Origin of the sequence: Pseudoxanthomonas kaohsiungensis, assembly GCF_010211765.1 — a bacterium.
In the GTDB taxonomy this organism is placed as follows: Bacteria; Pseudomonadota; Gammaproteobacteria; order Xanthomonadales; family Xanthomonadaceae; genus Pseudoxanthomonas; species Pseudoxanthomonas kaohsiungensis.
In genome coordinates this window covers 92,026-108,619 of sequence record NZ_PDWO01000009.1, presented here as the reverse complement: position 1 = coordinate 108,619, position 16,594 = coordinate 92,026, and the positions used below count along the sequence as shown (strand labels likewise).

The 16,594-nt window shown below is 68.7% G+C and carries 14 protein-coding genes; 10 read left to right on the top strand and 4 right to left on the bottom strand.

Annotated features, from left to right (window positions below; genetic code table 11):
- Positions 1-24: 24 nt before the first annotated feature.
- Positions 25-252, bottom strand: coding sequence for a DUF6116 family protein (locus CSC66_RS11055; protein ID WP_162377446.1), 228 nt, complete (start codon positions 250-252; stop codon positions 25-27).
- Between the two features lie 155 nt (positions 253-407).
- Here CSC66_RS11055 and CSC66_RS11050 point away from each other — a divergent pair, with 155 nt between their 5' ends.
- The gene (locus CSC66_RS11050; RefSeq protein ID WP_162377445.1) at positions 408-1,226 is read left to right on the top strand and encodes a glycine zipper 2TM domain-containing protein; all 819 of its coding nucleotides are present in this window, start codon (positions 408-410) and stop codon (positions 1,224-1,226) included.
- Between the two features lie 147 nt (positions 1,227-1,373).
- On the opposite strand, the gene merR is transcribed toward CSC66_RS11050, so the two are convergent.
- The gene (gene merR, locus CSC66_RS11045; protein WP_046621380.1) at positions 1,374-1,835 is read right to left on the bottom strand and encodes a mercury resistance transcriptional regulator MerR; all 462 of its coding nucleotides are present in this window, start codon (positions 1,833-1,835) and stop codon (positions 1,374-1,376) included.
- Between the two features lie 71 nt (positions 1,836-1,906).
- Here merR and merT point away from each other — a divergent pair, with 71 nt between their 5' ends.
- From merT to merA, 3 genes are read left to right on the top strand one after another with little or no spacing between them, the layout of a single operon-like run.
- Complete coding sequence (gene merT / locus CSC66_RS11040; protein WP_046621378.1) at positions 1,907-2,257, top strand: mercuric ion transporter MerT; 351 nt, start codon at positions 1,907-1,909, stop codon at positions 2,255-2,257.
- 11 nt (positions 2,258-2,268) lie between these two features.
- Positions 2,269-2,547 carry a mercury resistance system periplasmic binding protein MerP gene (gene merP, locus CSC66_RS11035; RefSeq protein WP_028839823.1) on the top strand — a complete coding sequence of 93 codons (279 nt, stop codon included), beginning with the start codon at positions 2,269-2,271 and terminating at the stop codon, positions 2,545-2,547.
- A gap of 7 nt (positions 2,548-2,554) precedes the next feature.
- On the top strand, positions 2,555-4,249 hold the full coding sequence (gene merA / locus CSC66_RS11030) for a mercury(II) reductase (protein ID WP_162377444.1): 1,695 nt from the start codon (positions 2,555-2,557) through the stop codon (positions 4,247-4,249).
- A gap of 94 nt (positions 4,250-4,343) precedes the next feature.
- Here the strand turns inward: merA and CSC66_RS11025 are convergent, their stop codons facing one another.
- Positions 4,344-5,681, bottom strand: coding sequence for an ISL3 family transposase (locus tag CSC66_RS11025; protein WP_062351793.1), 1,338 nt, complete (start codon positions 5,679-5,681; stop codon positions 4,344-4,346).
- A gap of 227 nt (positions 5,682-5,908) precedes the next feature.
- Here CSC66_RS11025 and CSC66_RS11020 point away from each other — a divergent pair, with 227 nt between their 5' ends.
- The 5 genes from CSC66_RS11020 (at position 5,909) to CSC66_RS11000 (ending at position 11,409) form a co-directional block, all read left to right on the top strand.
- Positions 5,909-7,072 carry an acyl-CoA dehydrogenase family protein gene (locus tag CSC66_RS11020; protein WP_162377443.1) on the top strand — a complete coding sequence of 388 codons (1,164 nt, stop codon included), beginning with the start codon at positions 5,909-5,911 and terminating at the stop codon, positions 7,070-7,072.
- 84 nt (positions 7,073-7,156) lie between these two features.
- Positions 7,157-7,708 (top strand): GNAT family N-acetyltransferase, encoded by a 552-nt coding sequence (locus CSC66_RS11015; protein ID WP_162377442.1) that lies wholly within the window; start codon positions 7,157-7,159, stop codon positions 7,706-7,708.
- A 14-nt stretch (positions 7,709-7,722) separates the two neighbouring features.
- Positions 7,723-8,346: a glutathione S-transferase family protein gene (locus CSC66_RS11010; RefSeq protein ID WP_238394372.1), complete on the top strand. Its 624-nt coding sequence runs from the start codon at positions 7,723-7,725 to the stop codon at positions 8,344-8,346.
- Positions 8,347-8,360: 14 nt separating this feature from the next.
- Entirely contained in the window at positions 8,361-10,652 is a 2,292-nt protein-coding gene (locus CSC66_RS11005) for a thiamine pyrophosphate-dependent enzyme (RefSeq protein WP_162377440.1), read from the top strand.
- A gap of 202 nt (positions 10,653-10,854) precedes the next feature.
- Entirely contained in the window at positions 10,855-11,409 is a 555-nt protein-coding gene (locus CSC66_RS11000) for an NADPH-dependent FMN reductase (protein WP_162377439.1), read from the top strand.
- Between the two features lie 80 nt (positions 11,410-11,489).
- On the opposite strand, the gene ubiM is transcribed toward CSC66_RS11000, so the two are convergent.
- Positions 11,490-12,746: a 5-demethoxyubiquinol-8 5-hydroxylase UbiM gene (gene ubiM / locus CSC66_RS10995; RefSeq protein WP_162377438.1), complete on the bottom strand. Its 1,257-nt coding sequence runs from the start codon at positions 12,744-12,746 to the stop codon at positions 11,490-11,492.
- Between the two features lie 256 nt (positions 12,747-13,002).
- Here ubiM and smc point away from each other — a divergent pair, with 256 nt between their 5' ends.
- Positions 13,003-16,506 carry a chromosome segregation protein SMC gene (gene smc / locus CSC66_RS10990; protein ID WP_162377437.1) on the top strand — a complete coding sequence of 1,168 codons (3,504 nt, stop codon included), beginning with the start codon at positions 13,003-13,005 and terminating at the stop codon, positions 16,504-16,506.
- Positions 16,507-16,594 lie beyond the last annotated feature (88 nt).

Below are 16,594 nucleotides of genomic sequence, written 5' to 3'. Positions count from 1 at the left end.
TTGCCGCGGTCATCGCGCCTCCGGTCACTGCGGGCGCCGCTCCGGTTCAGGCAGCGCCGGCGGATCCTTGCGCCGTTTCCAGTTGGCCAGCAGGAGCGTGGCCAGGCCCAGCACGACCTCGTCGATCAGCGGGATCGGATCGAACGGCCACAGGAAGCTGATCGCGAAGGCCACCATGGTGACCTTGAACAGGGTCGGGAAGCGCAGGCCGCGCGCCCATTGCATCAACGGCAGCATGAGGGGGCTGGGCATGGCGGCGGGCCTCGCTCGGAACACGCGCGCAAACTACCATGGCCGTCACAGACTCGAAGAATTTGCCGGTCGAACGCATTCCGGGTCCTGTTCAGGTTTGCCATGATGGAATTCCCCCGAACGTCATGCGGGAACCGCCCGCTAGGAGCCAGGCCATGAAGCAAGCCACTACGATCCTGATCGCCGCCGGTGCCCTGCTGGTGGGGGGCATCGCTACCGCGGCCTTCATGAACAACCGCGACCGGCAACCCGATTCGGTGCTCGCCACCCCGGCCGATGCGGCGCTGGCCGCCGACGACGCGGCCCCGGGCGAGGACGAGATCGCGGCCAACACCCTGGAGTACGCCGAGATCGTCAAGGTCGATCCGGTAACCCAGAAGGAGAAGCTCTACGCCACCGTGATCGGCACCGAGCCGGTGCGCGAAACCACCCAGACCAGCGTACCCAGGGAAGTCTGCGAGGACGTGGTGGTCGAGGAACGGCTGCCCGAGCGGGACGGCAACGTCGGCGGCACCGTGGCCGGCGCGGTCATCGGCGGCCTGCTCGGCAACCAGGTCGGCGGCGGCAGCGGCAAGAAGGCCGCGACCGCGGCCGGCGCGATCGCCGGCGGCGTGGTCGGCAACCAGGTCGACAAGCGCCATGTCGGCGGCAAGGTCGTGACCCGCACCGAGCGCCAGTGCCACACCGAGCAGGCCGTGTCCGAGTCGAGCAAGGTGACCGGCTACAACGTGACCTACCGCAACGCCGACGGCACCACCGGCACCATGCGCATGGCGAGCAAGCCGGGCGACCGGGTGGCGCTGGGCAACACCGACAAGGTCGTCGGCTACGACGTGACCTATCGCTACAACGACCGGGAAGGCACGCTGCGGATGGACAGCAAGCCGGAGACCGACCGCCTGCCGGTGGTGGACGGCCAGATCGTGACGGCGACCGCCGTGGCCGAGGCGCCGGAGGGCGCGACCCGGCAGTAACCACGCCGGCGGGGCGGCGGATCGCCCAGTCGATCGCAGGACGGGAAGGCCGGCACCATGCCGGCCTTCTTTTTTTGGGTATCCGGATTTTAGTGTGGGACGACAGCTAAAGCACTTGCTTGTCTGACTGTTCTTGCTTGTAGGTTTCTAGTTTCGCAGGCTCGTCCGTTTCAAGCCTTCAGTGTGGGTTTTTCCTGCTGGCGCATGTCGGTGCAAGGAAGCAATCAGTGGGCAGGTCACCTTGCCTTGGCTCGAACTGCATGCCTTGACCAATTGGGATAGCGCCAACTCCATGCGCTGGAGATCGGCCAGCCGCAGGCGCACATCCGCCAGCCGCGCTGCCGCGAGGTCGGCGGACTCGTGGCAATGGGTGCCGTCCTCCAGCTTGAGCAATTGCGCAACCTCGTCCAGATTGAAGCCCAAGCGCTGAGCGGACTTCACGAACTTCACCCGGTCCACGTCCGTCGGCCCATAGCGGCGGATGCCGCCGATGGGCCGATCCGGCTCCAGCAGCAAGCCCTTGCGCTGATAGAACCGGATGGTCTCCACGTTGACCCCGGCTGCTTTGGCGAAGGCCCCGATGGTCAGGGTTTCCGGGATGTTCATCATGGCGCTTGACTCCGTACTTGGCTACGGAAGTAACGTTAGCGCATCACGCAAAGTCCCGGAAGGAGACCCTCATGGCAAAACCTAGCAACGGCCGCGGTGCACTGGCTGCCGGCGGCTTGGCCGCCATCCTTGCCTCGACCTGCTGCCTCGGCCCGCTGGTGCTGATCACGCTAGGCTTCTCTGGCGCCTGGATCGGCAACCTAACCGCGCTCGAACCGTATCGGCCGATCTTCATCGGCGCCGCGCTCGTCGCGCTGTTCTTCGCCTGGCGCCGCATCTTCCGGCCCGCCCGCGCCTGTGCACCGGACGACGTGTGTGCCGTGCCCCAGGTGCGAACAGCCTACAAGGTGATTTTCTGGATCGTGTCCGCCCTGGTACTGATCGCCCTCGCGTTCCCCTACGTCATGCCCCTGTTCTACTGAAGGAGACTGTCATGAAGAAATTTGTCGCACTGTTCGCTTTGACTGTAGCCCTGAGCGCTCCAGCTTGGGCCGCCACCAAAACCGTCACGCTGTCGGTACCGGGCATGACCTGCGCCACCTGTCCGATCACGGTCAAGAAGGCGTTGTCCAAGGTCGAAGGCGTCGTTGAAGCCAAGGTGACCTGGGAGCCCAAGGAAGCGGTGGTGACTTACGACGACACCAAGACGACGCCAGCCGCCTTGACCAAAGCCACCGAGAACGCAGGCTACCCTTCCACGGTCAAGAAGTGATCGTCCCATGACCGAGGCGATCACACTGCACGTCGATGGCATGACCTGCGGGGCGTGCTCCGAGCACGTCCGGCAAGCTTTGGAGAAGGTCCCCGGTGTGCGTTCGGCAGCGGTGTCCTATCCGCAACGGCGGGCTGAAATCACGGCTGATGCGGGCGCCGATTTGGAGATGGCACCGCTGGTCGCCGCCGTGTCTGCACTCGGTTACCGGGCGCAGGCTGCCGACAGGCCGAGCAAGCCTGCGGACCTGTTGAACAAGACGCTGGGCGGGTTAAACGGCGAGCCGAAGCGCGGAGATGCAGAGCCGGCATTGCACGTCGCTGTGATTGGCAGTGGCGGCGCGGCGATGGCGGCGGCGCTGAAAGCCGTCGAGCAAGGAGCGCGCGTCACCTTGATCGAGCGAGGCACCCTCGGCGGTACCTGCATCAATGTCGGCTGCGTACCGTCCAAGATCATGATCCGTGCCGCGCATATCGCCCATGTACGGCGCGAGAGTCCGTTCGACGACGGCATTGCGGCCGCTTCGCCGGCGATCCTGCGCGAGCGTTTGCTGGCGCAGCAGCAGGAGCGCGTCGACGAACTGCGTCACGCCAAGTACGAAGGTATTCTGGCCAGCACTCCCGCCATCACCGTGCTACGCGGCGACGCCCGCTTCCTGGACGACCGCCATCTGAACGTGCAACTGGCAGAAGGCGGCGAATGCGCAGTCGCCTTCGACCGCTGCCTGATCGCCACCGGCGCCAGCCCGGCGATTCCGCCGATCCCCGGCTTGCAGGGCACCCCCTACTGGACCTCCACCGAGGCGCTGGTCAGCGACCGTATTCCCGAGCGGCTGGCGGTGATCGGTTCGTCGGTGGTGGCGGTCGAACTCGCGCAGGCCTTTGCCCGACTCGGCAGCAAGGTGACTCTCCTGGCGCGCAACACGCTGTTCTTCCGCGAAGATCCCACTATAGGTGAAGCCGTCACGGCCGCGTTCCGCAACGAAGGCATCGAAGTGCTGGAGCACACGCAGGCCAGTGAGGTGGCCTTTGCAAGCGGAGCATTCGTGCTCACGACCGGGCGCGGCGAACTGCGCGCTGACCGACTGCTGGTCGCCACCGGCCGCACACCGAACACCCGCGCCTTGGATCTCGACGCGGCAGGTGTCGCGGTCAACGCGCAGGGCGCCATCATCATCGACAATGGGATGCGCACCGCCACACCGCACATCTACGCCGCGGGCGACTGCACCGACCAGCCGCAGTTCGTCTACGTCGCAGCGGCGGCCGGTACCCGCGCCGCGGTCAACATGACCGGCGGCGACACGGCGCTGGACCTGACGGCGATGCCGGCGGTCGTGTTCACCGATCCCCAGGTCGCCACCGTGGGCTATAGCGAAGCCGAAGCACACCATGCCGGCATCGAGACCGACAGCCGCACGCTGACACTCGACAACGTGCCCCGGGCGCTCGTCAACTTCGACACACGTGGCTTCATCAAGCTGGTCGCGGAAGCCGGCACTGGCCGGTTGCTCGGTGTGCAGGCGGTGACCCCCGAGGCGGGCGAACTGATTCAGACGGCCGCGCTCGCCATCCGGGCACGGATGACGGTGCAGGAGCTGGCCGACCAGTTGTTCCCTTACCTGACCATGGTCGAGGGACTGAAGCTCGCAGCGCAGACTTTCACCACGGATGTGAAGCAACTGTCCTGCTGCGCGGGGTAGTGCTGTGCTGAGCGTTCAGGCCCAAATGCTCAGCTTCATCCGTTGAGCCAAACACCCAGGTTGAAGCTTCGGGGCTTGTGCGATGGGTCAAGGTTTACTCGAAATACCCCTCTTCGAGCAGCCGCACCAACGTCGGAATGTAAGGTCCATATTCGACCACGCGTCTGACCTGCTTCTTGCGGATCGATGCCATCGTCATTCGCTGGAACTCGAAGTTCGTTGATACCTGGTCATCATCGACATCTACGGTCTCGACTACGGCCCCGTCCTTGCGCGCCTTCTCGTTGTAGAGCATCCGCGCCCGAATCACCTCGAAGCTGTAGCCCCTGCCCATGCGGTTCATGTCTTTGGCCAGTCGGTTGACGGATTCAGTATAGGCATTGGTAATGGGTTGTTCGAAGTAAGAGAAGATTTCGTCGTGCCAGTTGTGCACGGCGGTGGTCAGATCCTTGAACGTGGCCGCCAGCTCCGGCGGAATGTTGCCTAACCACGTCGCGCATGCCGCTTCAGCCTCCGGACGGCTCTTGTGATCCCAGATCGACAAGAAGCCTTCCTTGAGGGCGTGCGCCTCCCCGAGCTGGGGAAACTGGCGGAACCATTCCAGGGCCCGTGTCATGTCTGCGCCCTTCAGATCGTGCTGCCGCTTGAGCAACAGGAAGCGCTCATCCTTGAGCTTGAGGCGCTGCCGAGCCGGCAGATCCTTGCGAATGCGCTTGCGCAGCTTCTCCAGCGCGTCATTGGCCATCCGCTGGATATGGAAACGATCGACCACAATCCGCGCCTGCGGCAGCGTGGCACGCACCACCTGCTTGTAAACGTGGTACATGTCCATCGCCACCCACTCGATGGTGTCCTTGTCCCGCAGGTTGCGGAAATAGGGCAACAGGTCGGCCTTGGCCCGGCTCGGCCGGAGGTCGAATACCGTCTTGCGTTCGATGTTGGTGATCATCGCCCGGTACTGGCCGATGATCTTGAGCTCGTCGATCCCCAGGATGCGGGGCGTCCGGAACCGGACCTTGGCCTCGAACTCCTCGATGAAGTCGTCAAAGACGTGGCGGACCGTCTTCTCGTCCAAGTCCACTTCGCGCGCCAGCGCCGCGAAGGTCTTGGTGAAGCTCTCTTTACGGATATAACGCACCAGGCGGGCCGTGGCTTGACGCTTGCTGTCGAGATCGGCGACAGGCTCGAAGAGCGTCTTATTGCACGAGATGCAGCGATATCGCCTGCGCTGGATGAACACCACGACCGGCTTGCCGTGCGTCGGCGTATCCTGAAACGACTGCTCTTGTGAGCCGTGACCGTGCAAACGTCCGACCTTGCACAGCGGGCAGGTTGCCACTGGCGCAACGCCTTCAGCCTTGACGACATAGCGCTCGTCATCGCCTACGACTTCAAGTGTATTGAGGCTACGCAACTGCAGAAAATCGGTCACTCAACACCTGGGCGAGCCCACACTGAAATCCGGTTTCTAGCTTAGCATGCTCGTTCTCGGTTCCAACACTAGAATCCGTCTTTTGAAATGAGAGCTACAACAGCCATAAACCCTGAAACCCACACCAGATTCCGGATACCCCTTTTTTTGAGCGCGTGCGGCCCCGCGTTGCCCGCCGCCGTGGCTGGGCCGATACAATCGCAACCATCCCAACACCGGTTTCCGTCATGGCCCTGTCCCCGTACGACCTGTTCGATGTGCGTTCCCTGCTCAGCGACGAGGAGCGCGCCGTCCAGGAGGCCGTGGCCCGCTTCACCGACGAGCGCGTCCTGCCGATCATCGGCGAGGCCTTCGACCAGGGCCGCTTCCCGAAGGAGCTGGTGGCCGAGGTCGCCTCGCTGGGCCTGCTCGGTTCCTCGCTCCCCGAGGAATACGGCTGCGCCGGCCTCAATGCGGTCAGCTACGGCCTGATCTGCCAGGAACTCGAGCGCGGCGACAGCGGCATCCGCAGCTTCGTCAGCGTGCAGTCGTCGTTGTGCATGTACCCGATCTACGCTTACGGCAGCGAGGAACAGCGCCGCCGCTGGCTGCCGGACATGGCCGCCGGCAAGGTCATCGGCTGCTTCGGCCTGACCGAACCGCACGGCGGTTCGGACCCGGCCAACATGAAGACCCACGCCCGCAAGGATGGCGGCGACTGGGTGATCAACGGCTCCAAGATGTGGATCACCAACGGCAACCTGGCCGACATCGCCATCGTCTGGGCGCAGACCGACGACGGCATCCAGGGCTTCGTGGTGGAGAAGGGCACGCCCGGCTTCACCGCCCAGGAGATCAAGCACAAGATGAGCCTGCGCGCGTCGGTGACCTCCTCGCTGTTCTTCGACAACGTGCGCGTGCCCGATTCCAGCCGCCTGCCCAACGTGAAGGGCCTCAAGGGCCCGCTGGGTTGCCTGACCCAGGCCCGCTACGGCATCACCTGGGGGCCGATCGGCGCGGCCATCGCCTGCCTGGACGAAGCGTTGCACTACTCCAAGGAGCGCATCCTGTTCGGACGCCCGGTGGCGGCCACCCAGAGCGCGCAGATCAAGCTGGCCGAGATGGCCCGCCGCATCACCCTGGCGCAGCTGCTGGTGCTGCAGCTGGGCCGGCTCAAGGATGCCGGCACCATGCAGCCGCAGCAGGTCTCGCTGGCCAAGTGGAACAACTGCCGCATGGCCATCGACATCGCGCGCGAATGCCGCGACCTGCTCGGCGGCGCCGGGATCACCACCGAGCACGCGGCGATCCGCCACGCGCTCAACCTGGAGTCGGTGATCACCTACGAGGGCACCGAGACCGTGCACCAGCTGGTGATCGGGCGCGAGCTCACGGGGCTGAGCGCGTTCTGACCGGCCGCGCCGCGGCGGCCCGCGACGGGCTGCCGCGCGTGCGCGCCAATGCGCCCAGCGCGCTCCTTCGACGGGCTCCACGCCATGGACCGTTCCTCGCTGCAACTGGAAACCCCACGCCTCCTGCTGCGCCTGCCGCGGCAGGAGGACTTCGAGGCGTGGGCCGCGTTCCTCGCCGACGTCGAGGCGACCCGCCACCTCGGTGGCGTGCAGCCGCGCCCGGTGGCCTGGCGCGGCCTGGCGGCCATGGTCGGCGCCTGGCACCTGAAGGGCTTCGCGATGTTCTCGGTGGTCGAGAAGGACACGGGCCAGTGGGTCGGCCGGGTCGGGCCGTGGCAGCCGGAAGGCTGGCCGGGGACCGAGGTCGGCTGGAGCATCGTGCGCGAGCGCTGGGGACGCGGCTACGCCCCCGAGGCGGCCGCCGCGTGCACCGCCTGGGCGTTCGACACGCTGGGCTGGAGCGAAGTCATCCATACCATCGCGCCGGGGAACGCCAGCTCCAAGGCGGTGGCCGCCAAGCTCGGCTCGCGCTTCATCGGCATGGGTCGCCTGCCCGAGCCCAGCCACGAAAAGCCGGTGGAAATCTGGGGCCAGACCCGCGCCGAATGGCGGGCGCGCAAGGAGCAGTCAGCGTGATCACCGTCTACGGCATGTCCATGTCCGGCAACTGCTACAAGCTGCGCCTGTTGCTGGAGCAGCTCGGCCGCGACTACCGCTGGATCGAGGTCGACAGCGCCCGTGGCGGGACCCGCACTCCGGCGTTCCTGGCCAGGAACCCCAACGGCAGGGTGCCGCTGATCGAACTGGAAGACGGCCGCGTGCTGGTCGAATCCAACGCGATCCTGTGCTGGCTGGCCGAAGGCACCGGCTTCGTGCCCGCCGATGCCTGGCAGCGGGCGCAGGCGCTTTCCTGGATGTTCTTCGAACAGTACAGCCACGAGCCGTACATCGCCGTGGCCCGCTTCATCCGCGGCTGGACGCCGGTCGATTCGCCGCGGCGCGCCGACCTGCCGCGCCTGCGCGAGCGCGGCCACCAGGCGCTGGCGGTGATGGAACGGCACCTGCAGTCGGCCGACTGGTTCGCCGGCGCGGCCTACGGCATCGCCGACATCGCGCTGTTCGCCTACACCCACTGCGCCGGCGACGGCGGCTTCGACCTGTCCGCGTACCCGCGCATCGGCGCCTGGCTGGAGCGCGTGCGCGCCACGCCCGGCTTCGTGCCGATGCCGCCGCTGGACGACGAAGCGACTGCGCGGCTGGCCTCGACCGATTGAACCAGAAGACCCCGATGAACGCTGCCGCCTCTACCCCGACCATTCCCGCCTGGAAACGCGGCATCAACCGCGCCGAGATCTGCGACCGCAACTTCAGCGAGTTCGTCCGCGCCTGGCGCGGCACGCCGGCGCCGCGGCCGCGCGACGGCGATCCGGTGCTGCCGGGCAGCGCGCTGGATGCGCGCGGCTTCCGAGAACTGCTCGAATCGCAGCTGGTCAGCCGCCACCTGGACCTGATGGCGCGCGTGCTGCGCGTGCAGAACAAGGTCTTCTACACCATCGGCAGCAGCGGCCACGAAGGCAACGCGATGGTGGCCCGGCTGGCCCGCCATACCGATCCGGCGTTCCTGCATTACCGCAGCGGCGGCTTCATGGCCGAGCGCTTCCGCAAGCTGCCCGGCATGGACCCGGTAATGGACTCGGCGCTGAGCTTCGCCGCCAGCGCCGAGGACCCGGCGTCCGGTGGCCGGCACAAGGTGTGGGGCAGCAAGCCGTTGTGGGTGCTGCCGCAGACCTCGACGATCGCCTCGCACCTGCCCAAGGCGCTGGGAACGGCGGTGGCCATCGAGCAGGCGCGGCGCATCGGCCACGCGCTGCCGGTGCCGGCCGACAGCATCGCCATCTGTTCCTTCGGCGACGCTTCCAGCAACCACGCCACGGCCCAGACCGCGTTCAATGCCGCCGCCTGGACCGCCTACCAGGGCCTGCCGGCACCGGTGCTGTTCGTCTGCGAGGACAACGGCATCGGCATCTCGGTGAAGACGCCCGACGGCTGGATCGGTCGCAATTTCCGCCATCGCCCCGACCTGGATTATTTCCATGCCGACGGCCTGGACCTGGCCGCCGGCTACGGGCAGGTGCAGGCGGCGGTGGAGCATTGCCGCCGCACCCGCCGGCCGACCTTCCTGCACCTGCGCACGACCCGGATCATGGGCCACGCCGGCACCGATTTCGAGATCGAGTGGCGCAGCATCGAGGAGCTGTGCGCGGTGGAAGCGACCGACCCGCTGCTGCGCAGCGCGGCCATCGCCCTGGAGTCCGGGCTGATGGGCGCCGACGAGCTGCTGGAACTGTACGAAACCACGCGCAAGCGCTGCTTCGCGGCGGCCGAGGAGGCCGACCGCCGGCCGCGGCTGGCGTCGCTGGCCGACGTGGTCGCGCCCCTGGCGCCTTACACCCCGGCCGCGGTGGCCGCCGAGGCCGCGCGTCCGGCGCCGGAGCAGGCGCGCATCGCCGCCTATGGCGGCGAGGACAGGCTGCCGGAGAAGCAGGTGCCGCGGCACCTGGCGATCCAGATCAACCAGGCCCTGCACGAGTTGATGGCCAAGTACCCGGAAACGCTGCTGTTCGGCGAGGACGTGGCGCAGAAGGGCGGCGTGTACACGGTCACCAGGGGCCTGCAGAAGGCGTTCAAGGGCGCGCGCGTGTTCAACACGCTGCTGGACGAGACGATGATCCTCGGCCTGGCCCAGGGCTACGCCAACATGGGCATGCTGCCGCTGCCCGAGATCCAGTACCTGGCCTATTTCCACAACGCCTGCGACCAGATCCGCGGCGAGGCGGCCAGCCTGCAGTTCTTCAGCAACGACCAGTACCGCAACCCGATGCTGGTGCGCATCGCCGGCCTGGGCTACCAGCGCGGCTTCGGCGGCCACTTCCACAACGACAATTCGATCACCGCCCTGCGCGACATCCCCGGCATCGTCGTCGGCTGTCCCTCGCGCGGCGACGACGCGGCGACGATGCTGCGCACGCTGGCGGCCCTGGCCAAGGTCGACGGCCGCGTGGCGGTGTTCCTGGAACCGATCGCGCTGTACATGACCAAGGACCTGCACGAAGCCGGCGACGGCCAGTGGCTGTTCCCGTACCCGGAGCAGGGGCAGGCGATGGTGCTGGGCGAGGGCCGGGTCTATCCCTCCGGTGCAGGGGCGGGGCAGGACGACGACCTGGTCGTGTTCACCTACGGCAACGGCGTGCCGATGAGCCTGCGCGCCGCGCGCCGGATCGAACAGGCGCACGGCTGGAAGGTACGCGTGGTGGACCTGCGCTGGCTGGTGCCGCTCAACGAGGCCTTTATCGCCGAACAGGCGTCGACGGCCAAACGCATCCTGGTGGTGGACGAGGGCCGGCGCAGCGCCGGCGTGGGCGAGGGCGTGATCACCGCGATCGCCGAGGGCGGCTACCGGTCGCGGCCGTTCCGGCGCGTGGTCGGCGCCGACACCTACACCCCGCTGGCCGGCGCGGCGTTCCTGGTGATTCCCGGCGACGACGACATCGTCGCCGCGGCCGCCGAACTGGCCGGTTGATCCCGTAGAGCGGGGCTTGCCCCGCTGCTTTCCGGACGACGCGATCGAGGCAAGGCAGCGGGGCAAGCCCCGCTCTACGGAAGCGTCGCAAGTGCACCAGGGCGAGCGGGGCAAACGTCCCGCCGCGGGAATGGCTTCTTCACCTGCTGCCGGCACCGTTTTGCCTAGCATCCGGGTCTTGTTCCCCCAACAGGATCCAGCCATGGACAAGCGCAAGATCGCGGTATTCGTCGGCAGCCTGCGCGAAGGCTCGTTCAACCGCCAGCTGGCGCGCGCGCTGGAACGGCTGGGCGAGGACCGGCTGGAATTCGACCACGTCGATATCGGCTCGCTGCCGTTCTACAACCAGGATTTCGACGGCGACTACCCGCAGGAAGGCATTGCCCTGAAGGCGCAGGTCCGCGCCGCCGACGCGGTGCTGTTCGTCACCCCCGAATACAACCGGTCGGTACCGGGCGTGCTCAAGAACGCGATCGACCTGGCCTCGCGTCCCTACGGCGACAGTGCGTTCGCAGGGCTGCCGGCGGCGGTGATCGGCGCCTCGGTCGGGGCGATCGGCACGGCGATGGCCCAGCAGCACCTGCGCAACATCCTGTCCTACCTGGACATGGCGGTGATGCCGCAGCCCGAGGCCTACCTGCAGTTCAAGGACGGGCTGGTCGATGAGGATGGCCGGGTGACCCGGCAGGATACGCGCGAGTTCCTGGAGGACTTCGTCGACCGCTTCGTCGAGTGGATCGACCGGCAGCGCGGCTGAGGTGACGGCAACGGCCAGGGCGCGAGCCCTGCGGCCAGCCTGATTGGACAGGCTGCCTGGTGCGCGGCAGCCGGCCGCGCTCAGTGGGCGCCGGTTCCCCTTCCCGCGTCGCGCGCGCCACGCATCCGTGCCAGGCGCGACCGCACGCGCTGCAGGGGCGGCGCGTCGCGCGCCCCTTCGTCGGTGGGGACGTCGGCCAATGCGCGCCGCAAGGGCGGCAACGCGGCGCTGGCGCGCAGGGTCGCGCTCCGCAGCCAGCGTGCCGGCAGGCGGTCGTCCGTATAGAGCCCGACGATCGCGCGGGTGGCCTGGAACAGCGGCCAGCTGCCATGGCGGTGGCGACGCTCGTAGCGTGCCAGCAATGCCGCATCGCCGAGGTCGCGCCGCTCGCGCAGTGCGGTGGCCGCCAGGTCGGACAGCCGCTCGACGCTGGCCAGCCCGAGGTTGAAACCGTGCGCGGTGACCGGATGCATGCCCACGGCCGCATCGCCCGCCAGCGCCAGGCGCGTACCCGCGAAGCGGTGCGCCCAGGTCGCCACCAGCGGGTAGACGTGCCGGCTGCTGGCCAGCTCGATCCTGCCGAGGCGGCCGCCGTAGCGTCGCTCCAGGTCGGCGGCGAACGCGGCCTCGTCCATCGCCGCCAGGGCGCGGGCCTGCTCGCCGGGCAGGGTGACCACCGCGCCGGCCAGTTGTTCCGACAGCGGCAGCAGGGCCAGGGTCTGGCCCAGGCCGAACCATTCCCAGGCTGCGTGCCCGTGCGGCAGCTCGTGGCGGATCCGGCAGACCAGCATGGCCCTGCCGAAATCGTGCAGCTCCGCGCCGATGCCCAGCGCCCGCCGTGTCTCCGAATATCGGCTGTCGGCGGCCACCAGCAGACGCGCTTGCAGGCGCGTGCCGTCGGCCAGTTGCAGCCGCGCGCCGTCGGCACCGGCGTGGATCGAGGCGACCGTGGCCGAGGCATGGAGGTCGATTCCCGCGGTTTCCCGCACCGCCTGCCAGGCCGCGCGCCGGATCAGGTGGTTGGCGACCAGGTCGCCCAGGCGGTCGCCGGCTTGCGGCCGGACGTGCAACTCGTGGGGCAGTTCGCGGTCCATCACCCGCGCGGTGCGCAGCGGGAAGGCTTCGTCCTCCGGAATGCGCTGCCACACGTCCAGCTCCCGCAGCAGGCGCACCGAGGCATGGGTCAGGGCGATCTCGCGGCCGTCGAAGGCCGGGTCGGCCAGCGCGGCCTGTGGCTGCCGCTCGACCAGGGCGACCGCCAGGCCCTGCACGGCGAGGGCTCGCGCCAGGCAAAGCCCTACCGGGCCCGCGCCTACGATGGCGACGTCGTGGTCCATCCATGTGCTCCTGTCGGTCGGTGCGCCAGTGTCGCGGACCGGGTCGTCCCGGCGCCCTGATCGAGGTCAAGCCGCGCCCTGCGCCAGCGCGGGGCGCCGCCGCGGAGACCGGCCCGTGGCCGGCTATACTGCACGGTCCGAACACCGTGGTCGGATGCAGCGGGCGTTGTGATTCAATCACTTGCGCCGCATTCTGGCCAAATCACTTCATTCCGGTGGCGCGTTGCGCCGCATACCCCGGGGAATCGATCGCCGCATGCGCCTGTCCACGATCAAGCTGTCCGGCTTCAAGTCCTTCGTCGACCCCACCACGCTGCACCTGCCGACCAACATGACCGGCGTGGTCGGCCCCAACGGCTGCGGCAAGTCCAACATCATCGACGCGGTGCGCTGGGTGATGGGCGAAAGCTCGGCCAGCCGCCTGCGCGGCGACTCGCTGACCGACGTGATCTTCTCCGGCTCGGCCGCGCGCAAGCCGGTCAGCCAGGCCACCGTCGAGCTGATCTTCGACAACTCCGACCACGCCATCGCGGGCGAGTACGCCGCCTTCAACGAGATCTCGGTCAAGCGCACGGTCAGCCGCGACGGGCAGAGCCAGTACTACCTCAACGGCACCAAGTGCCGGCGCCGCGACATCACCGACCTGTTCCTGGGCACCGGCCTGGGCCCGCGCAGCTATTCGATCATCGAGCAGGGCATGATCAGCCAGATCATCGAGGCCCGGCCCGAGGACCTGCGCATCTACCTGGAAGAGGCCGCCGGCATCTCCAAGTACAAGGAGCGGCGCAAGGAGACCGAGACCCGCATCCGCCACACGCGCGAGAACCTGGATCGCCTCAACGACCTGCGCGAGGAGGTCGACAAGCAGCTCGAGCACCTGCGCCGCCAGGCCCGCCAGGCCGAGCAATACCAGGCGCTGGCCGCCGAGCGCAAGGTCAAGGACGCGGAGTGGAAGGCGCTGCAGTTCCGCGCGCTGGACGTGCAGCTGCAGGCCCTGCGCGAGCGGCTGGCCCAGGAAGAGACGAAGCTGGAGCAGATCATCGCCGGACAGCGCGAGGCCGAGCGCGAGATCGAGACCGGGCGCGTGCGCCGCGAGGCGGCGGCCGAGGCGTTGAACAAGGCCCAGGCCGAGGTCTACCAGGTCGGTGGCGTGCTCGCCCGCATCGAGCAGCAGATCCAGCACCAGCGCGAACTGGCCAGCCGCCTGAACCAGGCCCGCGACGAGGCCGCCAGCGCGCTGGGCGAACTGGACCAGCACATCGCCGACGACCGGCAGAAGCTCGAGGCGCTGCGCGGCACCGTGGAAGAGGCCGAGCCGCGGCTGGAGCAGCTGCGCGAGGACGACGTGTTCAAGCAGGAGGCGCTGCGCGAAGCCGAGGCGGCGCTGGCCGACTGGCAGCAGCGCTGGGAGGCCCACGGCCGCCAGGCGGCCGAGGCCTCGCGTGCCGGCGAGGTCGAGCGCACCCGCGTGGACTACCTGGACCGGCAGGCGCTGGAGGCCGACCGCCGCCGCGAGGCGCTGGCCGCCGAGCGCGCCGGCCTGGACCTGGAGGCGCTGGCCGAGGCCTTCGAGCAGGCGCAGATACAGCACGAGACGCAGAAGTCCGCGCTGGACGGGCTCAACGAACAACTGGAAGCACGCAAGCAGGACGTGTCCGGCCTGCAGGAGCAGCAGCGCGCCGCCCAGGGCGAGCTGGCCGAGGTACGCAAGCAGGCCCAGGCCGCGCGCGGTCGCCTGTCCTCGCTGGAAACCCTGCAGCAGGCCGCCCTGGGCCAGGAGCAGGGCGCGGCGGTGGCCTGGCTCAAGGCGCGCGGCCTGGATTCGGCCGCCCGCGTCGGCGAGCGCCTCACCGTCGAGGACGGCTGGGAAAACGCGGTGGAAGGTGCACTGGGTCAGCTGATCGAAGGCGTGCTGGTCGAGGCGCCCGAACAGCTGGTCGAGGCGCTGGCCGACCTGGGCGAGGGCCGCATCGCGCTGGTCGCCGAGGACACGGCCAGCGCGTCGTTCGCGCCGACCTCGCTGGCGGCCAAGGTGCAGGGGCCGCTGGCCGTGCGCCGCCTGCTGGCGCGACTGCACGCGGCCGACGACCTGGCCCATGCGCGCCGGCTGCTGCCGGCCCTGGGCGAGGGCGATTCGATCATCACCCGCGCCGGCGAGCGGCTGGGCGAGGGCTGGGTGCGGGTGTCGCGGCAGGGCGCCGCCAAGCAGGGCGCACTGCTGCGCGAGCGCGAGATCCAGTCGCTGCGCAGTGCCATCGAGGAGCTGCAGCAGCGCGAGGCGGCGCTGGAAGACCGCCTGGTGCACCTGCGCGACCAGCTGCTGGCCGCCGAGCAGCAGCGCGAGGACGCGCAGCGCCAGCTCTACCTGGCGCACCGCGGCGTCTCCGAGCTGGCGGGACAGCTGCAGAGCCAGCAGGGCCGCATGGATACCGCGCGCCAGCGGATCGAGCGCATCGAGAACGAGCTGGCGCAGCTGGTGCAGACCCTGGACAGCAGTCGCGAGCAGGCCCGCGAGGCCCGTGGCCGGCTGGAAGACGCGGTCGTGTCGATGGGCGACCTGGAAACCGCGCGCCAGGCGCTGGAGGCCGAGCGCCGCCAGCGCACCGAGGCCCGCGACCTGGCCCGCGACGCCGCCCGCGCCAGCCGCGACGCCACCCATGCGCTGGCGCTGGCCCTGGAATCCCAGCGCACCCAGATCGCCTCGCTGACCCAGGCGTTGCAGCGCATGGACGCCCAGCGCGGCCAGCTGGATTCGCGCCTGGGCGAACTGAGCGCGCAGCTGAGCACCGGCGACTCGCCGGTGCAGGCGCTGGAATCCGAACACCAGGCCGCCCTGGCCGAACGCGTGCGCGCCGACCGCGCGCTCGGTGAGGCGCGCTCGCTGCTGGAAGGCATCGACAACGAACTGCGCGGCTTCGAGCAGACCCGCCACCAGCGCGACGAACAGTCGCTGGCCCAGCGCGAGCGCATCTCCCAGCGCCGGCTCGACCAGCAGGCGCTGGTGCTCAAGGCCGAGCAGCTGGTCCAGGCGATCACCGCCGACGGCCTGGTCCTGGAAGACGTGGTCAATACGCTGCCGGAAGTGGCCGACGTGTCGCAGTGGGAGCAGGCGGTCGGCCAGATCGACGCGCGCATGCGTCGGCTGGAGCCGGTCAACCTGGCCGCGATCCACGAATGCGGCGAGGCCGAACAGCGCAAGCAGTACCTGGACTCGCAGAACACCGACCTGACCACCGCGCTGGAAACCCTGGAAGAGGCGATCCGCAAGATCGACCGCGAGACCCGCGGCCGTTTCAAGGACACCTTCGACCGGGTCAATTCCGGCATACAGCAGCTGTACCCGCGCCTGTTCGGCGGCGGCCACGCCTACCTCGAGCTGACCGGCGAAGACCTGCTCGACACCGGCGTGGCGATCATGGCCCGCCCGCCCGGCAAGCGCGTCTCGAACATCTCCCTGCTGTCCGGCGGCGAGAAGGCGATGACCGCGGTGGCGCTGGTGTTCGCCATCTTCCAGCTCAACCCGGCCCCGTTCTGCCTGCTCGACGAGGTGGACGCGCCGCTGGACGAAGCCAACGTCGGCCGCTTCACCGCGATGGTCAAGGAAATGAGCGAGAAGGTGCAGTTCCTGTTCGTCAGCCACAACAAGGCGACGATGGAGGCGGCGCACCAGCTCTCCGGCGTGACCATGCGCGAACCGGGCGTGTCGCGCCTGGTCAGCGTCGACCTGGACGAGGCCGCGCGCCTGGCCGGTGCGGCCTGAGCGGCCGCGGCGGCCGCGCCGGGGTTTTTCCCCGGCCGCCGCTCGTGACATCCTTGCAGCCTTCTGACCCCCGGCGGAGACGCGTTCC

Coding starts and splice junctions, on each gene's coding strand:
- CSC66_RS11055 (WP_162377446.1), bottom strand. CDS start 252: ATGCCCAGCCCCCTCATGCTGCCGTTGATGCAATGGGCGCGCGGCCTG.
- CSC66_RS11050 (WP_162377445.1), top strand. CDS start 408: ATGAAGCAAGCCACTACGATCCTGATCGCCGCCGGTGCCCTGCTGGTG.
- merR (WP_046621380.1), bottom strand. CDS start 1,835: ATGATGAACATCCCGGAAACCCTGACCATCGGGGCCTTCGCCAAAGCA.
- merT (WP_046621378.1), top strand. CDS start 1,907: ATGGCAAAACCTAGCAACGGCCGCGGTGCACTGGCTGCCGGCGGCTTG.
- merP (WP_028839823.1), top strand. CDS start 2,269: ATGAAGAAATTTGTCGCACTGTTCGCTTTGACTGTAGCCCTGAGCGCT.
- merA (WP_162377444.1), top strand. CDS start 2,555: ATGACCGAGGCGATCACACTGCACGTCGATGGCATGACCTGCGGGGCG.
- CSC66_RS11020 (WP_162377443.1), top strand. CDS start 5,909: ATGGCCCTGTCCCCGTACGACCTGTTCGATGTGCGTTCCCTGCTCAGC.
- CSC66_RS11015 (WP_162377442.1), top strand. CDS start 7,157: ATGGACCGTTCCTCGCTGCAACTGGAAACCCCACGCCTCCTGCTGCGC.
- CSC66_RS11010 (WP_238394372.1), top strand. CDS start 7,723: ATGTCCATGTCCGGCAACTGCTACAAGCTGCGCCTGTTGCTGGAGCAG.
- CSC66_RS11005 (WP_162377440.1), top strand. CDS start 8,361: ATGAACGCTGCCGCCTCTACCCCGACCATTCCCGCCTGGAAACGCGGC.
- CSC66_RS11000 (WP_162377439.1), top strand. CDS start 10,855: ATGGACAAGCGCAAGATCGCGGTATTCGTCGGCAGCCTGCGCGAAGGC.
- ubiM (WP_162377438.1), bottom strand. CDS start 12,746: ATGGACCACGACGTCGCCATCGTAGGCGCGGGCCCGGTAGGGCTTTGC.
- smc (WP_162377437.1), top strand. CDS start 13,003: ATGCGCCTGTCCACGATCAAGCTGTCCGGCTTCAAGTCCTTCGTCGAC.